We start from the raw sequence: 15,123 nt of genomic DNA, 5'->3' as shown, positions 1-15,123 counted from the left end.
TCAGGCAGTCGCGAGTTGGAGAGCCGTGCCGAACTCCACCAGGCGCTGCAGCGGACCGTCGCCGTCGGCGGCCGCGCTCATCCGGACCGTCAGATCGTCGGCCACGTCGGCCGCCGTGTAGCCGTGATCGGCCTCGCACGTCGGATCCTCGCAGGCCGCCGGCTCCAGCTCGAGGCGCCTCATGATGCCCCAGCCGACCGACAGCCAGACCTCCGACGGGTCGGCCCCGTCGTTGCCGTAGCGCTCGGGATTCGTCACCACGTGCGTCAGGCTCACCGAACGGATCTGCCGCAGCGGCACCGTCTCGACCGTCGACAGGGCCTGCGTGGGCCCCGGCCCCTCACCGTCGTCGGTGTGGTTGACGATGAACCGGGTCGGCGTCAGGACCAGCACCGTGACGTGCCGGTGGATCGCGTCGTGGTTGAACGTGGCCTCGTGGTGGACGACCGAATCGACGATGCGCTCCCCCGCCACCGCCCGGGCGACGGTCGCCTCGATGAACTCGGGGAAGTAGCCGGACGCGACGATCGCCTCGCGCAGCTCCCGCGTCAGTTCTCTGGTCGTCATTAGCTCATCCTCCCACTGCGGTCCCGCGTGACCAAAACAGCCGGACGACAAAACAGGCTACGTTGGGGCGCATGAGCAATCGCCCCTTCGTCGCGGCGCGCATCGAGCTGTGGCTCGACCAGCGGTTCGAGGCCCTGTTCCGTCGCCTGGGTTGGCGGGAACGGGTGATCACCTACACCGGTTACGGCAGCGAGGCCGGCGCCCGGCTGCTGGGCCGGGTCGTCCTGTCCCCCACGTTCAGCGACACCCAGATCGGCAAGGCGGCCGAGGAATTCCTGCGCCGGCGCGGCTGGCGCAACTTCTTCACGGCCGCGTGCGTGCATATCCGCTACGAGCTGACGTTCGGCGACGTGACCGTGCAGGGGACGTCCGACCGGGGCGGGTGCATCGACCATCGCGTCCGGGGGCACGGGGTGGAGCCGGGCTGGCGTCAGGCGCAGATCCGCGTCGAGGGCGGGGAGCCCACGCCCGCGCCGGTCCTGGTGTGTCCCGACGACGCGACGTTCGGCATCGTCAGCGACATCGACGACACGATCATCACGACGCTGCTGCCGCGCCCGTTCATCGCGGCGTGGAACACGTTCATCCGCACCGAGTCGGCCCGGCAGGCCGTGCCGGGGATGGCCGCGTTCTACCGCGAGCTGTTGGACGCCCACCCCGGGTCCCCGCTCATCTTCCTGTCCACAGGGGCGTGGAACACGCAGCCGTTCCTGCGTCGGTTCCTCAAGCGCCACCGCTACCCCGACGGCCCGATGCTGCTCACCGACTGGGGGCCGACGAACACCGGCTGGTTCCGGTCGGGCCAGCAGCACAAACGGCAGTCGCTGCTGCAGTTGTCGACCGACTTCCCGAACGTGTCGTGGCTGCTGGTGGGCGACGACGGCCAGCACGATCCCGAGATCTACGGCGAGTACGCGCGCAACAACCCCGACCGCGTCCGGCTGATCGCGATCAGGCAACTGAACCCGACCGAGCAGTTCCTGGCGCACGGCACGACCGAGCCGCTCGAGGGAGAGCCCGAGGGCCGGCACGACGCCGAGGTGGTCGAGGCGCCCGACGGACGCGGGCTGCTGCGGGCCCTCCGGCGCCGCAATCTGCTGCGCGCGTGAGGACGCCGACGGCCGGCGTCCGCGCGAAAGACCGTGTCACCGCGCCCGAACGCCGTCCGGCCGGACCACAATGACGATCTGAGTTGACGATCTGACAAGCCCGCGCGGAGGGCCGCCCGGCCCGGCCATCGTCCACGGGGACGCCCCGTCCCGCGCCCGAAGGAGTGAAGAGCACCCATGCCCCTGCCGCCCGACGACGAGATCACCGAGAGCATCGTCAACGTCGACGTCTCCGAGGAGATGGAGACGAGCTTCTTGGAGTATGCGTACTCGGTGATCTACTCCCGCGCGCTGCCCGATGCGCGCGACGGATTGAAGCCGGTGCAGCGGCGCATCCTGTTCTCGATGGACGACATGGCCATCCGTCCGGACCGGCCGCACGTCAAGTGCGCGCGCGTCGTCGGCGAGGTGATGGGCAAGCTGCACCCGCACGGCGACACGGCGATCTACGACGCGCTCGTCCGGATGGGGCAGCCGTGGGCGATGCGCCTGCCGGTGGTCGACGGGCACGGCAACTTCGGTTCGCTCGACTCCGGGCCCGCGGCCATGCGCTACACGGAGTGCCGGATGGCGACGGCGGCGTCCGCGATGACGGGGGGCCTCGACGAGAACACGGTCGACTTCAAGCCGAACTACGACGGGAAGGAGAACGAGCCGGTCGTCCTGCCGGCGGCGTTCCCGAACCTCCTGGTCAACGGGTCGACGGGCATCGCCGTCGGCATGGCGACGAACATCCCCCCGCACAACCTGGTCGAGTGCGTCCAAGCGCTGAAGCATCTGCTGAAGCACCCGGACGCCGGCGTCGACGACCTCATGCGCTACGTCCCCGGCCCCGACCTGCCCACGGGCGGAAAGATCGTCGGGCTCGACGGCATCAAGGACGCCTACGCGACCGGCCGCGGCACCTTCCGCATCCGCGCGAGCGCCCGCATCGAGCAGGTGACGCCCCGCCGCAAGGGCATCGTCGTCACCGAACTGCCGTACCTGGTGGGCCCCGAGAAGATCATCGAGCAGATCAAGACGCTCGTGCAGAACAAGAAGATCACGGGGATCTCCGACGTCAAAGACCTGACCGACCTCGCCAACGGGCTGCGGCTCGTCATCGAGGTGAAGAACGGCATCAACCCGGACGCCCTCCTCGCCCAGCTCTACCGGCTCACCAAGCTCGAGGACAGCTTCGGGATCAACATGGTTGCGCTCGTCGAGGGGCAGCCGCAGACGCTGTCCCTGGGCGACGCCCTGCGGGTGTACGCCGACCACCGCCTCGACGTGACGCTGCGGCGCACGCAGTTCCGCTACGACAAGGCGGCGGCCGATCTGCATCTCGTCGAGGGCCTGCTGATCGCGATCGTCGACATCGACGACGTGATCGCGATCATCCGCGGCTCCGACGACGCGGCCGCCGCGCGCGCCAAACTGATGGAGGCGTTCGAGCTCGACGAGGTGCAGGCGAACTACATCCTCGACCTGCAGCTGCGCCGGCTCACCAAGTTCAGCCAGATCGAGCTCGAGAAGCGCCGCGACGAGCTCGAGAAGCTCATGGCCGAGCTGCTCGGCATCATCGAGAACGACGATCAGCTCCGCGAGCTCGTCGCTCACGAGCTCGACGAGATGGCCCGCCTGCACGGGACGCCGCGCCGCACGGTCCTGTTGGCGGGCAGCGGGGCGGCGGTGACGGCGGCGTCCGCGGGGCCGCTCGAGGTGGCCGACGACCCCTGTTGGGTCATGCTCTCGTCGGCGGGCCTGCTGGCCCGGGCGGATACTCCCGACGAACTCTCCGACGCCGGACGCCGCGCCCAGCACGACCTCATCACCTCGGTCGCGCGCACCACGGCGCGTGGCGAGTTCGGGGCGCTGACCTCCGCGGGACGCCTGCTGCGCTGCCACGCGATCGAGCTGCCGAGCGTCCCGATCACCGCCCAGGCGCCCAACCTGCAGGGCGGATCGCTGGCGTCCGAGCTACTACCTCTGGACGCCGACGAGCGCATCCTCGCCCTGACCAGCCTGACCGACGCCACGTTCGGCTGGGCGCTCGGCACCGAGCAGGGCATCGTGAAGCGCGTGCACCCCGAGTTGCTCGCACGCGATTCGTGGGACGTCATCCGCCTCGACGACAACGACCGCGTCGTGGGGGCCGTCGAGCTCGCCGACGACTCCCCCGAACTCGTCTTCGTCACGTCTGACGCCCACCTGCTGCACTTCCCCGCCGCGGGCGTCCGGCCTCAGGGCCGCTCCGGCGGCGGCATCGCCGGCGTCCGGCTGGGCGCCGGTCAGCGGGCGATCTTCTTCGGGGCGGCCGCCCACGACGACCAACGCTCGGTCGTCACGGTCGCCGGGGCGTCCTCGGCCCTTCCCGGCACCGACGCCGGCTCGGTCAAGGTCACCCCCTTCAGCGAGTACCCCGGCAAGGGCCGCGGGACCGGCGGCGTCCGGTGCCAACGCTTCCTCAAGGGCGAGGACGCCCTCCAGCTCGCCTTCGTCGGGCCCGCGCCCGTGATCGCGGCGGCGACCTCCGGCGCGCCCGTGGAACTCCCGGCGCCCGACCCCCGCAGGGACGCCTCCGGCGTCCCCGTCGGCCAGCCGATCGCAGCCTTGGGCACGCGCGTGCACCGGCCCTGAGGCGGTCGGTCGCCCGGCCGCCGCGCCCTCGCCAATCCCCTCGCTCGATCCGCGTGCCCGAACGCTGTGGTTTGCTCACACCTCGTGGGCAAACCACAGCATCCGGGACCTCACCGGCCGCAACCCCACGGAACCCCCACCCGGGGCCAGCCGAGAATGTCAGAGCCGGCTGGCAGGCTGGCTTCATGGGGGATTTCGGGGGCCAGTCAGGAGACGAGTGGCGGCTCGGGGCCGGGGGCACTGACGCCATGCCGGACCGCGAGCCGGGCGTCGAGATGTTCGCGCGGCTGCTCGGCCTGGCGGGGCTGCGGCTCGACGTCGTCGACCACACGGGCGACTCAGTCGAGCCGTTCGGCGATGCCCAGTCGGCGCGCGACCAGGCCGGGCGCCGGTTTCCCGCGCATCTCGACGTGGTGATTCACGAGGGGTATCGCGAGGGCTTCCTCGAGCGGGAGTACCCCGCCGGGGCCCCGCGTCGGCGGCGGCGCGACCACGCCCGGGCGTCCGCCGGACGCGTCCCACGCGGCCACCCCACAGCGGCGGAGGTTCGCGACACGATCAAGGCGTGCAACGAGCGGCATCGCGAGGCCGTGCGCGCCCGCGCGCGGGCGAGGCTTGCGCTCTCCCCACCGGTCCCTGATACCTGGGAGTGCACGTGCGTGGTCGCCTGCCAGTGGTATCGCCACTGCGTCGACTCCTGCCCCTGTCAGTGCGAGGGCGACCCGCACCGAGAGGACGCCGGTTCAGCACTTCTGCTCGACGAGACCGGTGTCGACGTCGTAGAGGAACCCGCCGACGTCGCACCGGCCGGCCAGCAGCTCATGGTTGCGCAGCAGTTCGACGTCGTCGCGCAGCCGCCCGATCTGGTCGGGGTCGGCGCCGAAAACGAAATCGCCGACGTCCACCCCGGCGGATTCGAGGATGGACGCGCGAACCCCCGCGTCGTCCATCGCCGCGGCGGCGCACCGGGTGTGCGGAACGACGAGGATCCGCGACACGTTGAGCTTGTACGCCCCGAGCACGCACCCGGCCAGGGCGGCGGGTGTGACGCGGCCTCCCGGCGTCCGCAGGACCTTCGCCTCACCGACGCGCAGCCCGAACATCTCCAGCGGCTCGAGCCGCGAATCCATGCACGTGATGATGAGGACCCCCTGATGGGCGATCCCATCGAACCCATGCGGGAATGAGATGGAATACCGCTTGTTCGCCGCCAACAGGTCGTCGAATCCCTCGCTCATGCGCACTCCTCGTCGCTCGCGGTAGCCAGGCGCCCGCGGGGTGTCGCGGACGCCTTCGGCCTACCTTCACTCACTGTTTCGTTGCCGGCGTCACGGGCGGCGGCTACTTCCCGCCGTTGATCGTCGCCTTCTCGATCGCGCCCTGGGGCGTCTGGTACTTGTCGATCAACTGCTTGTAGCTGCCGTCATCGATCGTCGCTTGCACGGCCTTCTGCACCGTATCGCGCAACTGGGTGTTCTTCTTCGACACCGCGATACCGAGCGGATTGGCCAGATTCTGCTCGCCGACGACCTCGAACTTACCCTTCGACTCCCGGGTGTTGTACACGGCCACGGGGTAATCCTGCAGGCCGGCCGCCGCGCGTCCTTGCTGCACCTGGAGCATCGACTCGGGCTCGTGATCGAACTGCAGCAACTGGGTCTGCTTACCCTGCGCGTTGCACGTCTTCACCTTGTTGGCGGCCCAGTCGGCCTGCGTGGTGCCGCGCTGCACCGTGATGGTCTTGCCGCACAGGTCGTCGAAGGTCTTGATGCCCTGGGGGTTGCCCGCCTGCACGAGCATGACGAAGCCCGCCTTGTAGTAGTCGACGAAGTCGACCTGCTTTTGGCGCTCGGGGGTGTCGGTCATCCCCGACATCACCAGGTCGAATCGCCCGGAGTCGAGCTGCGTGATGAGCCCGTCGAACGTCGCGTTGTTCCAGACGATCGGCACCCCCACCTTCTTGGACAAGAGGTCGGTCAGTTCCTTGTCGAACCCGAGCACGGTCTTCCCGTCCGTGTCGTAGTACTCCATCGGCGCGTAGGCGATGTCGCCCCCGAGCTGGATCTCTTTCGCGTCCTTGATCTTCTGCGGCAGGGACGCGTACAGCGGGGCGTTCGTATCCACCCCGGTGGTGGCGGCGGGGGCGCTCGAGGCCCCTCCGCCCGGCGAACAGGCAACGAGCGACACGGCGAGCAAGAGCGCCGCGCCCAGGCGAGCCACGCGTGATTTGGCCATGACGAGGTCCTTTCTGACGATCACGACAACGGCAGTTCCGTCGTCGAGAGGGTGTACTTGGCGAGGATGGCGGGGATGGGAGCCAGGGACGCCCCCGGCTGGACCGGCACGCTCAGGTGCCCATCGTCCAGCACCCAGGGGGCGGTGAGGTCCTCCGCGTAGTACCGCGAGGACGCCGACGTGTCGCCGGGCAGCGTGAACCCGGGCAGCGCCGCGAGCGCGAGGTTGGCCGCCCTCCCGATGCCGGTCTCGAGCATGCCCCCGCACCACACCGGGACGCCGTGGGCGCGCGCCACGTCGTGGATGCGCCGCGCCTCCAGGTAGCCGCCGACGCGGGCCGGCTTCACGTTGATGATCGAGCAGGCCCCCAGCGCGATGGCCGTCGCGGCGTCCCGCGCCGACGTGATGGACTCGTCGAGGCACACCGGCGTCCGGAGCCGCCTGGCCAGTTCGGCGTGCCCCCGGACGTCGTCCTCGGCCAGCGGCTGCTCGATGAGCAGCAGATCGAACTCGTCCAGACGGGCCAGATGGCGGGCGTCCGCGAGGGTGTAGGCGGTGTTCGCGTCGACTTGGAGGGGCACGTCGGGCCCGATGAGCCGCCGCACCGCCCGCACGGGCTCGACGTCCCACCCCGGTTCGATCTTGAGCTTGATGCGCCGGTACCCGTCGGCCAGGTAGCCCTCCACCTGGGCGAGCAGCGTCGGCAGGTCGTCGGTGATGCCCACCGACACCCCGCACGGCACCCGGTCGTGCACCGCGCCGAGATACACGCCCAGCGACATCCCGGACGCCTGCAACTCGGCGTCCAACACCGCCGTTTCCACCAGGTGCTTCGCCATCGGATGCTTCTTCACCGGCCGGAAGACCTCCGCGAGCACGGACGCCGTCAGCCGCTCGGGCGGCAGTCGCAGGAGGCGCGGCAGCAGTTCGTGTTCCACGACCCAGGCGTCGTCGTCGAGGTACTCCTCGGAGTACAGCGGGTCGGGTTCGGAGCCGCACTCGGCCCAGCCCTCACCCACGTCCGTGACGAGCCGCAGCAGGATCGTCTCCCGGCTCGTGTCGGTGCCGAACGAGGTCCGGAAGGGCACCACCAGCGGCAGCCGCACCCGGACGATCTCCGCCCTCTCGATTCTCATCTACAACCACACCCCCTCGGCCGGAACGACGCTGGGTTCCGGCGGCCCGAATACATACCACCCGTCGCGCGTGCAGCCCACGGCCTCGAGTCCGGCGCCGAAGGCGGCCTGCATCCGTTCTCGGACGAACCCGCGCCACCCGGACGCCTCCGCGGCGTCCGTGCGCCGCAAAGCGACGATGTCGGCGGGCACCCGCACGAACGCGGCCCCGTCGACGGCCGCAGCGGCCGGCGACCCGTCGGGGCCCAGAACGCCGCCCTCCGGCAACGCGCCCGGCCCCTTTGGCGCCTCGACCTCCCCCGCGGCGGCCTTGACGACCCGCGGCGCCGCGAACTCCCACCGGGCGACGAGCCGATCCGCCTCGTCGTCGCCGTTGAGTTCATCGCTCATGTACCCGTAGAACGCCTGCTCGTACGTGATCGCCCGCGCGCCGAGCCGGGTCAGGTTGAAGAAGGCGTTGCGGGCGACCAGCGGGTCGAACGTCCACGACATCGCCTCGAAGCCGTGGTCGAGCCCCCAGGCGCGCTGGTGCAGCTTCAGCGCGCGCCCGACGCCGCGGTCGCCCAGCCCGGGAGCGGTCGCGGCGATCATGCCGTAGGCCTCACCGCGTCCGGACGCCGGCGCCAGCACCGCCGCACCGGCCAGCGAGCCCCCGGCGAACGCCCCCGACACGAGGCCTCCGGCGTGCACGAGCGAACGCATCACCTCCGAATGCACGGGGGCGCCCTCACGCGTGCGGCCCCAGACGGTCTCGAAGAGCGCGGACGCCTCCGCCAGGTCAGGCATGCCCTCCAGGCCACGGAGCGTCAGGCCGCCGCGGCGCGCGGCCGCGCCGGCGGCGTCCCACGGCTCGCCCCGCATGAGGTCAGAGCACCTTCGACAGGAACGCGCGCGTGCGCTCTTCCCGCGGGTCGGCGAGCACTTCGGTGGGCAGGCCGTCCTCGACGATCACGCCACCGTCCATGAAGGCCAGATAGTCGCCGACCTCGCGCGCGAACCCCATCTCGTGCGTGACGACGACCATGGTCATGCCGTCTTCGGCGAGCTTCTTCATGACGGCGAGCACGTCGCCGACGAGTTCGGGGTCGAGCGCCGACGTGGGCTCGTCGAACAGCATCAGCTCGGGATCCATCGCGAGGGCCCGCGCGATCGCGACGCGCTGCTGCTGCCCGCCCGACAGCTTGCCCGGGTACGTGTCTGCCTTGTCGGGCAGCCCCACCATCGCCAGCAGGTCGCGAGCCCGCTCGCGGGCCTTGGACGCCGGGACCCGCCCGACGTGGATCGGCGCCTCGCAGATGTTCTCCAGCGCGGTCATGTGCGGAAACAGGTTGAACCGCTGGAAGACCATGCCGATGCCCCGGCGCTGGTCGGCGACCTCCTTCTCGCGCATCTCGTGCAGCTTGCCGTCCTGCTCGCGGTAGCCCACGAGGTCGCCGCGGACCCGGAGGGTGCCGCCGCTGATCGTCTCCAGGTGGTTGATGCACCGCAGGAACGTCGACTTGCCGGACCCGGACGGCCCGATGAGCACCGCGACCTGCCCCCGGACGACGTCCATGTCGATGCCCTTGAGCACCTCCAGCGCGCCGAAACGCTTCGTCACCCCGCGGGCGGACACCATCAACTCGGCGTCAGACACCGGCTCGCTCACTTCTGCCTCCCGAACTTGAGGTTGTCGAGGACCGTTCTGCCGACGGTCTTGCCGCCGTCGCCGCCGCTCCACTCCGCCCGGGTGAAGTGCCGCTCCAGGTAGTACTGGCCCACGCTGAACACCGATGTCAGGACGAGATACCAGATGGAGATCGTCAGCAGCATCTCGATGACCTGCAGGGTCGTCGAGTAGATCCGCACCGCCGCCTGCAGCAACTCCATGTACTGAATCGAGTACGCCAGCGACGACGTCTTCAGCATGTTGATGAACTCGTTGCCGGTCGGCGGGATCACGACGCGCATCGCCTGCGGCAGCACGATCCGACCCATGGTGAGCCGGGGTGTCATGCCGAGAGCGCCCGCGGCCTCGACCTGGCCCTTGTCGACCGACTGGATGCCCGATCGGACGATCTCGGCCATGTAGGCGCCTTCGTTGATGCCGAGGCCGAGCAGCGCCGCGATGAACGGTGTCATCACCTGGTTCATCGGGATGCCGGTGCCCGGCACCGTCGGGAACACCAGCGAGAGGTTGTACCAGATCATCAACTGCACCAGCACCGGCGTGCCCCGGAACAGCCAGATGTAGAAGCGGGACACGCCGCGCAGCACCCAGTTGTCCGACTGCCGCATGACGGCGGCCACGACGCCCAGCACGATGCCGACGACCTGGGCGAGCACGGAGATGAGCAGCGTGTTGGCCATGCCGAGCAGCACCTGCTGCTCGGTCAGGTACCGCGGGATGACGTCCCACTCGATGCTGGCTTGGGAGAACGCCCAGGCCAGCGCCACGAGCAGCGCGAGCACCAGGCCCGCACCCACCCAGCGCCAGGGGTGGCGTACAGGCACAGCCTCAATGTCGGTGTCGGCGTACGCCATGCGACAACTCCTCCCGGTCGCGGCGCACGGAACCTCTCCGCCCACCCGAGCCTTCGTGGGCAGCACAGTAGCCCCCGGTCATGCCGACCGTGTAACGATCCACGGTGCGGCGGCGCGAACTGCCCTCTGACGTGCCGCGATTCGCATCGGACGCCGCCGCGCGCCCGGCGACCGGGGCGGGTGACACCCGCCGGACCTCAGGCGTCGATGCGCTCGGCATCGACGGCGTAGGCGCCCTCGATGATGAACTCCTTGCGCGGCGCCACGTCGTTGCCCATCAGCTTCTCGAAGGTCGCCATGGCCTGCTCGAGCGCCTCGCCCTCCTCGACCGTGATGCGCCGCAGTGTCCGGTGCCGCGGATCCATCGTCGTCTCCTTGAGCTGGTCGGCGTCCATCTCTCCCAGACCCTTGTACCGCTGGGGCTCCTTGAAGTGGACGCCCTTCTTCGTCAGCTCGGCGTACTTGCGGTGATACTCGGCGTCGGAATAGGTGTAGACGTACTTCTCCTGCCCCTTGCGCGGGTTCGTCAGTTCGAACCGGTGCAGCGGCGGCACGGCTGTGTAGACGCGGCCCGCCTCGATCATCGGGCGCATGTACTTGAAGAACAGGGTGGTCAGCAGGCACCGGATGTGAGCGCCGTCGGAGTCGGCGTCGGCCATGAAGATCACCTTGCTGTAGCGGGCCGAGTCGACCTCGAAGGTGCGCCCCGACCCGGCCCCGACGACCTGGATGATCGCGGCGCACTCGGCGTTCTTCAGCATGTCGCCCACGGACGCCTTCTGCACGTTCAGGATCTTGCCCCGGATCGGCAGCAGCGCCTGAAACTCGGAGTTGCGCGCCAGCTTCGCCGTGCCGAGCGCGGAGTCGCCCTCGACGATGAACAGCTCGGTGCGGTCGAGATCGCTGCTGCGGCAGTCGGAGAGCTTCGGCGGCAGCGACGAGCTTTCCAGCGCGTTTTTGCGCCGCTGGTTCTCGCGGTGCGCCCGCGCGGCCACGCGCGTGCGGGACGCCCCGACCACCTTCTCCATCACGGCGCGCGCCTGGGTGCGCTGGGCCGCCTTGGTGGAGGTGAGGAACGCGCTCAACTCGGCGTCCACGATCTTGGCGACGAGCCGCGCGACGGGCGGGGTGCCCAGCACCTCCTTGGTCTGCCCCTCGAACTGCGGCTCGGGCAGCCGGACCGTGACGACGGCGGTCAGCCCCTCCAGAATGTCCTCCTTCGTCACTTCCTCCCCCGACTTCAGCAACCGCGTGCCCTCCAGCGACCGGCCGAACGCCCGCACGAGCCCGCGCTCGAACCCCGTGACGTGGGTGCCGCCCTTCGGCGTCGCGATGATGTTCACGAACGACTGCACACGCGTCTCGTACCCCGTGCCCCAGCGCAGCGCGATGTCGACCCCGAGCGGCCGCTCGACGTCGGTGGGTGTCATCGCCCCGTTCTCGTCGAGCATCGGGACCGTCTCGACGAACTTGTCGTTGCCGTGAAGGCGCAGCACCTCGGTGACCGCCTCGTCGTCGGCCAGAAACTCGGTGAACTCGGAGATGCCGCCCGAGTACCGGAAGGTCTCGCTCACGACCTCCTCGGAGCGCTCGTCGCGGATCGCGATCTGCAGCCCCGGCACCAGGAACGCCGTCTGCCGCGCCCGCGCCAGCAGTTGCGTGCGCGAGAGCCGCGCGTCGGCGAGGAAGATCTGCCGGTCGGGCCAGTAGCGCACCCGCGTGCCCGTCTTGCCCTTCGCGACGCGGCCCACCTTGCGCAGCTCGCCGGACGGCGTGAACGGCGCCTCGGGCCCGTCGCCCTCGAACACGCCGGGCACGCCGCGGCGGAAGCTCATCTCCCACGTCGCCCCGTTGCGGTCGACCTGCACGTCGAGCCGCGCCGCCAGCGCGTTCACGACGGAGGCGCCGACGCCGTGCAGGCCGCCGGTCGCGTTGTACGAGCCGGCGCCGAACTTGCCGCCGGCGTGCAGCTTCGTGAAGACCACCTCGACGCCGGACAGCCCGGTACGCGGTTCTTTGTCGACCGGGATGCCGCGCGCCTGGTCGCGCACCACGATGCCGCCGTCGGCCTGGAGCACCACCTCGATCTCGTCGCCGAACCCGGCCAACGCCTCGTCGACGGCGTTGTCGATGATCTCCCACAGGCAGTGCATGAGCCCGCGCGTGTCGGTGGAGCCGATGTACATGGCCGGACGCTTGCGCACGGCCTCGAGCCCCTCGAGCACCAACAGGTGGCGGGCCTCGTAGTCTCGCCGGTCGGTCTTCGGCTTGGCGGTCGTCGGGTTCGCGGTCGTGCTCACGCGGGAAGCTTAGCCACGGCAGCCGACAGTTCTTCGCACCGGCTCTCCGATGCGCGGGGTCCGGGACGCCGGCCGCGCACGGGCCGCGCCGGCGCCTTCGCCGGACGCCGAGCCGGCACCCCAGGACGCCGCCGGCGCCCCTCGGCTGACGGACTCACCGGTGAGTCACAGCCAGATCGTCCAGCGTGCAGGTAGTCTCGGGAGCGCAGGCGGGAACAAAACCCGTCCCGGAGGGCGTTGAGACAATCGCTCGAAGCCCCCAGCACCCGGGGGCCAAGCGCCTGCAGAGAGGAAGGAACCGATGAGTACCACTGTTCTGGAACACCTGACCGCCGCTGATCGTTGCGACCGGTGTGGTGCCCAGGCGTACCTGCGCGTGACCCTCCCCTCGGGAGGCGAGCTCTTGTTCTGCGCGCATCACGCCCGAGCCCACAGCGACAAGCTCAAGCAGGTCGCTCTCAACATTCACGATGAGACCGCCAAGCTGAGCTGAGTGGCGACAAGCCAACAGAGCCCCGGGACGAGTCCCGGGGCTCGCTTGCGTTCTGACGCTCCTGCACCGACAACCCCTCCGGGCGGGGCGCGGTCGCGCCCGGCGCGGCAAGATGGGCCCATGAGCATCGAGGCCGTTTCCGGAGACATCACCACCGAACGCGTCGACGCGATCGTCAACGCCGCGAACTCGAGTCTGCTCGGGGGCGGGGGCGTCGACGGCGCGATCCACGCGGCCGCCGGCCCGGCGCTGCTCGCCGAGTGCCGCGCGCTGCGCGAGTCGACGCTGCCCGACGGACTACCCGTCGGGGACGCCGTCGCCACCGGCGCCGGCGACCTGCCGTGCCGCTGGGTGATCCACACGGTCGGCCCGAACCGCCACGCCGGCCAGACAGACCCGGCACTGCTGGCGTCCTGCTTCACCCGGAGCCTCGACGTCGCGGCCGACCTGGGCGCCACATCGCTGGCGTTCCCGGCGGTCAGCGCCGGCATCTACGGCTGGGACGCCGACGAGGTCGCCCGCGTCGCGGTGGCGGCCGTCAACGGCTACGCGGGACGCCGCCCCGACACGATCCGCTTCGTGCTGTTCAGCGAGCGGCTGCTGTCGGCCTTCCGCGCCGCACTCGCGGGTTGATCTCGACCTGACAGGCAACGACGCCGGCGAATCCGCCGGGGGCGGGCTCGCCGGCGTCGCGACCGACGCGCGCGGCGGCGTCCGAGAAGAACGGAAGCCGCAGGCGGCCGTCAGTCCAGATAGTCCCGCAGCACCTGCGAGCGCGACGGGTGCCGCAGCTTGCTCATGGTCTTGGATTCGATCTGACGGATGCGCTCGCGCGTGACGCCGTAGACCTTGCCGATCTCGTCGAGGGTCTTCGGCTGGCCGTCGGTGAGCCCGAAGCGCATGCTCACCACGCCGGCCTCGCGCTCGCTCAGCGTGTCCAGGACGTCGTGCAACTGCTCCTGCAGCAGCGTGAAGTTCACGGCCTCCGCGGGCACGACCGCTTCGGAGTCCTCGATCAGGTCGCCGAACTCCGAATCGCCGTCTTCGCCCAGCGGCGTGTGCAGCGAGATCGGCTCACGGCCGTACTTCTGCACCTCGACGACCTTCTCGGGCGTCATGTCGAGCTCCTTGGCGAGCTCCTCGGGCGTGGGTTCGCGCCCCAGATCCTGCAGCATCTGCCGCTGCACGCGGGCGAGCTTGTTGATGACCTCGACCATGTGCACCGGGATACGGATCGTGCGCGCCTGGTCGGCCATCGCACGCGTGATCGCCTGCTTGATCCACCACGTGGCGTACGTGGAGAACTTGTAGCCCTTGGTGTAGTCGAACTTCTCGACGGCGCGGATCAGACCGAGGTTGCCCTCCTGGATCAGGTCGAGGAACAGCATCCCGCGACCCGTGTAGCGCTTGGCCAGCGAGACGACCAGGCGGAGGTTCGCCTCCAGCAGGTGATTCTTCGCGCGGCGGCCGTCCTCCGCGATCCACTCGTAGTCGTCGACGTCGGGATCCTTCACCGACCCGTCGGTGATCGACTCGTCGGCGAACAGCCCCGCCTCGATGCGCTTGGCGAGCTGAACCTCCTGCTCGGCGTTCAGCAGAGCCACCTTGCCGATCTGCTTCAGGTAGTCCTTGACCGGGTCGGCGGTCGCGCCGGCCGCCATCACCTGCTGCTCGGGCTCGTCGGTGTCGTCGGCGTCGGAGACCACGAAGCCCTCGTCCTCGACGAGCTTCTTCTCCTCCTTCGCGGCCTCCGCCGGCTCGAACTCGTTCTCGTCGACCTCGTCCAGCGTGCGCTTCTTGCCTCCGACGGTCAGGACGACGTCGTTGCCCTCACGCTGGAACTTCACGTCTTTGGAGGCGGTGATCGCCTCCTGGACTGTCAGGTCCTCTTCGCCGTCCGTCTCGGTGTCGGCGGCGTCCTCGTCCAACTGCTCGGGATCGACCTCGTCGGGCGTGGCCGAGACCTCCAGATCGTCCGCCTCCTCGGCGGCGACCTTTGCGTTCTGCATGGTCTCCGTAGCGGCCTTCGCCTTCGTGGACGGCCCCTTCGAGGACGCCCGCGCACGGCGCGGTTTGGCGGGGCTGCTCTTCGCGGCAGCGGCGGGGGACTTTGCGGAGCGTGGAGTCACAGTGATCCTCTC

At 70.0% G+C, this 15,123-nt stretch carries 14 protein-coding genes; 4 read left to right on the top strand and 10 right to left on the bottom strand.

The annotated features are described in order from the left end of the window. Nucleotides 1–567, bottom strand: a complete 567-nt coding sequence (locus WMJ97_RS02180) for a DUF5998 family protein (protein WP_347347317.1) — start codon at nucleotides 565–567, stop codon at nucleotides 1–3. Between the two features lie 71 nt (nucleotides 568–638). Between WMJ97_RS02180 and WMJ97_RS02175 the strand changes: the two genes are divergently transcribed. Further along, entirely contained in the window at nucleotides 639–1,676 is a 1,038-nt protein-coding gene (locus WMJ97_RS02175; RefSeq protein ID WP_347347316.1) for a phosphatase domain-containing protein, read from the top strand. Nucleotides 1,677–1,853: 177 nt separating this feature from the next. Then, nucleotides 1,854–4,295: a DNA topoisomerase (ATP-hydrolyzing) gene (locus tag WMJ97_RS02170; RefSeq protein ID WP_347347315.1), complete on the top strand. Its 2,442-nt coding sequence runs from the start codon at nucleotides 1,854–1,856 to the stop codon at nucleotides 4,293–4,295. A gap of 338 nt (nucleotides 4,296–4,633) precedes the next feature. Here the strand turns inward: WMJ97_RS02170 and WMJ97_RS02165 are convergent, their stop codons facing one another. From WMJ97_RS02165 to WMJ97_RS02130, 8 genes are all read right to left on the bottom strand, one after another. Further along, entirely contained in the window at nucleotides 4,634–4,876 is a 243-nt protein-coding gene (locus WMJ97_RS02165; RefSeq protein WP_347347314.1) for a hypothetical protein, read from the bottom strand. Between the two features lie 162 nt (nucleotides 4,877–5,038). After that, nucleotides 5,039–5,533 carry a carbonic anhydrase gene (locus WMJ97_RS02160; RefSeq protein WP_347347313.1) on the bottom strand — a complete coding sequence of 165 codons (495 nt, stop codon included), beginning with the start codon at nucleotides 5,531–5,533 and terminating at the stop codon, nucleotides 5,039–5,041. Nucleotides 5,534–5,636: 103 nt separating this feature from the next. Further along, complete coding sequence (locus tag WMJ97_RS02155; RefSeq protein WP_347347312.1) at nucleotides 5,637–6,530, bottom strand: ABC transporter substrate-binding protein; 894 nt, start codon at nucleotides 6,528–6,530, stop codon at nucleotides 5,637–5,639. A 20-nt stretch (nucleotides 6,531–6,550) separates the two neighbouring features. Next, complete coding sequence (menC, locus tag WMJ97_RS02150) at nucleotides 6,551–7,666, bottom strand: o-succinylbenzoate synthase (protein WP_347347311.1); 1,116 nt, start codon at nucleotides 7,664–7,666, stop codon at nucleotides 6,551–6,553. Continuing rightward, nucleotides 7,667–8,527 (bottom strand): GNAT family N-acetyltransferase, encoded by an 861-nt coding sequence (locus WMJ97_RS02145; protein WP_347347310.1) that lies wholly within the window; start codon nucleotides 8,525–8,527, stop codon nucleotides 7,667–7,669. A gap of 4 nt (nucleotides 8,528–8,531) precedes the next feature. After that, the gene (locus tag WMJ97_RS02140; protein ID WP_347347346.1) at nucleotides 8,532–9,284 is read right to left on the bottom strand and encodes an amino acid ABC transporter ATP-binding protein; all 753 of its coding nucleotides are present in this window, start codon (nucleotides 9,282–9,284) and stop codon (nucleotides 8,532–8,534) included. 26 nt (nucleotides 9,285–9,310) lie between these two features. Next, complete coding sequence (locus WMJ97_RS02135; RefSeq protein ID WP_347347309.1) at nucleotides 9,311–10,189, bottom strand: amino acid ABC transporter permease; 879 nt, start codon at nucleotides 10,187–10,189, stop codon at nucleotides 9,311–9,313. A gap of 197 nt (nucleotides 10,190–10,386) precedes the next feature. Beyond that, nucleotides 10,387–12,489 carry a DNA topoisomerase IV subunit B gene (locus WMJ97_RS02130; RefSeq protein WP_347347308.1) on the bottom strand — a complete coding sequence of 701 codons (2,103 nt, stop codon included), beginning with the start codon at nucleotides 12,487–12,489 and terminating at the stop codon, nucleotides 10,387–10,389. A 301-nt stretch (nucleotides 12,490–12,790) separates the two neighbouring features. Between WMJ97_RS02130 and WMJ97_RS02125 the strand changes: the two genes are divergently transcribed. Together WMJ97_RS02125 and WMJ97_RS02120 are read left to right on the top strand one after the other, a co-directional pair. Continuing rightward, entirely contained in the window at nucleotides 12,791–12,982 is a 192-nt protein-coding gene (locus tag WMJ97_RS02125; RefSeq protein WP_347347307.1) for a hypothetical protein, read from the top strand. Between the two features lie 120 nt (nucleotides 12,983–13,102). Continuing rightward, entirely contained in the window at nucleotides 13,103–13,615 is a 513-nt protein-coding gene (locus WMJ97_RS02120) for an O-acetyl-ADP-ribose deacetylase (protein WP_347347306.1), read from the top strand. 110 nt (nucleotides 13,616–13,725) lie between these two features. On the opposite strand, the gene WMJ97_RS02115 is transcribed toward WMJ97_RS02120, so the two are convergent. After that, nucleotides 13,726–15,117 carry an RNA polymerase sigma factor gene (locus WMJ97_RS02115; protein ID WP_347347345.1) on the bottom strand — a complete coding sequence of 464 codons (1,392 nt, stop codon included), beginning with the start codon at nucleotides 15,115–15,117 and terminating at the stop codon, nucleotides 13,726–13,728. Nucleotides 15,118–15,123: the final 6 nt, after the last annotated feature.

The sequence above is a fragment of the Nigerium sp. genome, from assembly GCF_039811905.1.
Taxonomy (GTDB): Bacteria; Actinomycetota; Actinomycetes; order Propionibacteriales; family Propionibacteriaceae; genus Propioniciclava.
This window is presented reverse-complemented; position numbering and strand designations above follow the sequence as displayed.

What these genes read in the sequence shown, in the direction of transcription:
- WMJ97_RS02180 (WP_347347317.1), bottom strand. Translation starts at nt 567, where the DNA reads ATGACGACCAGAGAACTGACGCGGGAGCTGCGCGAGGCGATCGTCGCG.
- WMJ97_RS02175 (WP_347347316.1), top strand. Translation starts at nt 639, where the DNA reads ATGAGCAATCGCCCCTTCGTCGCGGCGCGCATCGAGCTGTGGCTCGAC.
- WMJ97_RS02170 (WP_347347315.1), top strand. Translation starts at nt 1,854, where the DNA reads ATGCCCCTGCCGCCCGACGACGAGATCACCGAGAGCATCGTCAACGTC.
- WMJ97_RS02165 (WP_347347314.1), bottom strand. Translation starts at nt 4,876, where the DNA reads ATGCCGCTCGTTGCACGCCTTGATCGTGTCGCGAACCTCCGCCGCTGT.
- WMJ97_RS02160 (WP_347347313.1), bottom strand. Translation starts at nt 5,533, where the DNA reads ATGAGCGAGGGATTCGACGACCTGTTGGCGGCGAACAAGCGGTATTCC.
- WMJ97_RS02155 (WP_347347312.1), bottom strand. Translation starts at nt 6,530, where the DNA reads ATGGCCAAATCACGCGTGGCTCGCCTGGGCGCGGCGCTCTTGCTCGCC.
- menC (WP_347347311.1), bottom strand. Translation starts at nt 7,666, where the DNA reads ATGAGAATCGAGAGGGCGGAGATCGTCCGGGTGCGGCTGCCGCTGGTG.
- WMJ97_RS02145 (WP_347347310.1), bottom strand. Translation starts at nt 8,527, where the DNA reads ATGCGGGGCGAGCCGTGGGACGCCGCCGGCGCGGCCGCGCGCCGCGGC.
- WMJ97_RS02140 (WP_347347346.1), bottom strand. Translation starts at nt 9,284, where the DNA reads ATGGTGTCCGCCCGCGGGGTGACGAAGCGTTTCGGCGCGCTGGAGGTG.
- WMJ97_RS02135 (WP_347347309.1), bottom strand. Translation starts at nt 10,189, where the DNA reads ATGGCGTACGCCGACACCGACATTGAGGCTGTGCCTGTACGCCACCCC.
- WMJ97_RS02125 (WP_347347307.1), top strand. Translation starts at nt 12,791, where the DNA reads ATGAGTACCACTGTTCTGGAACACCTGACCGCCGCTGATCGTTGCGAC.
- WMJ97_RS02120 (WP_347347306.1), top strand. Translation starts at nt 13,103, where the DNA reads ATGAGCATCGAGGCCGTTTCCGGAGACATCACCACCGAACGCGTCGAC.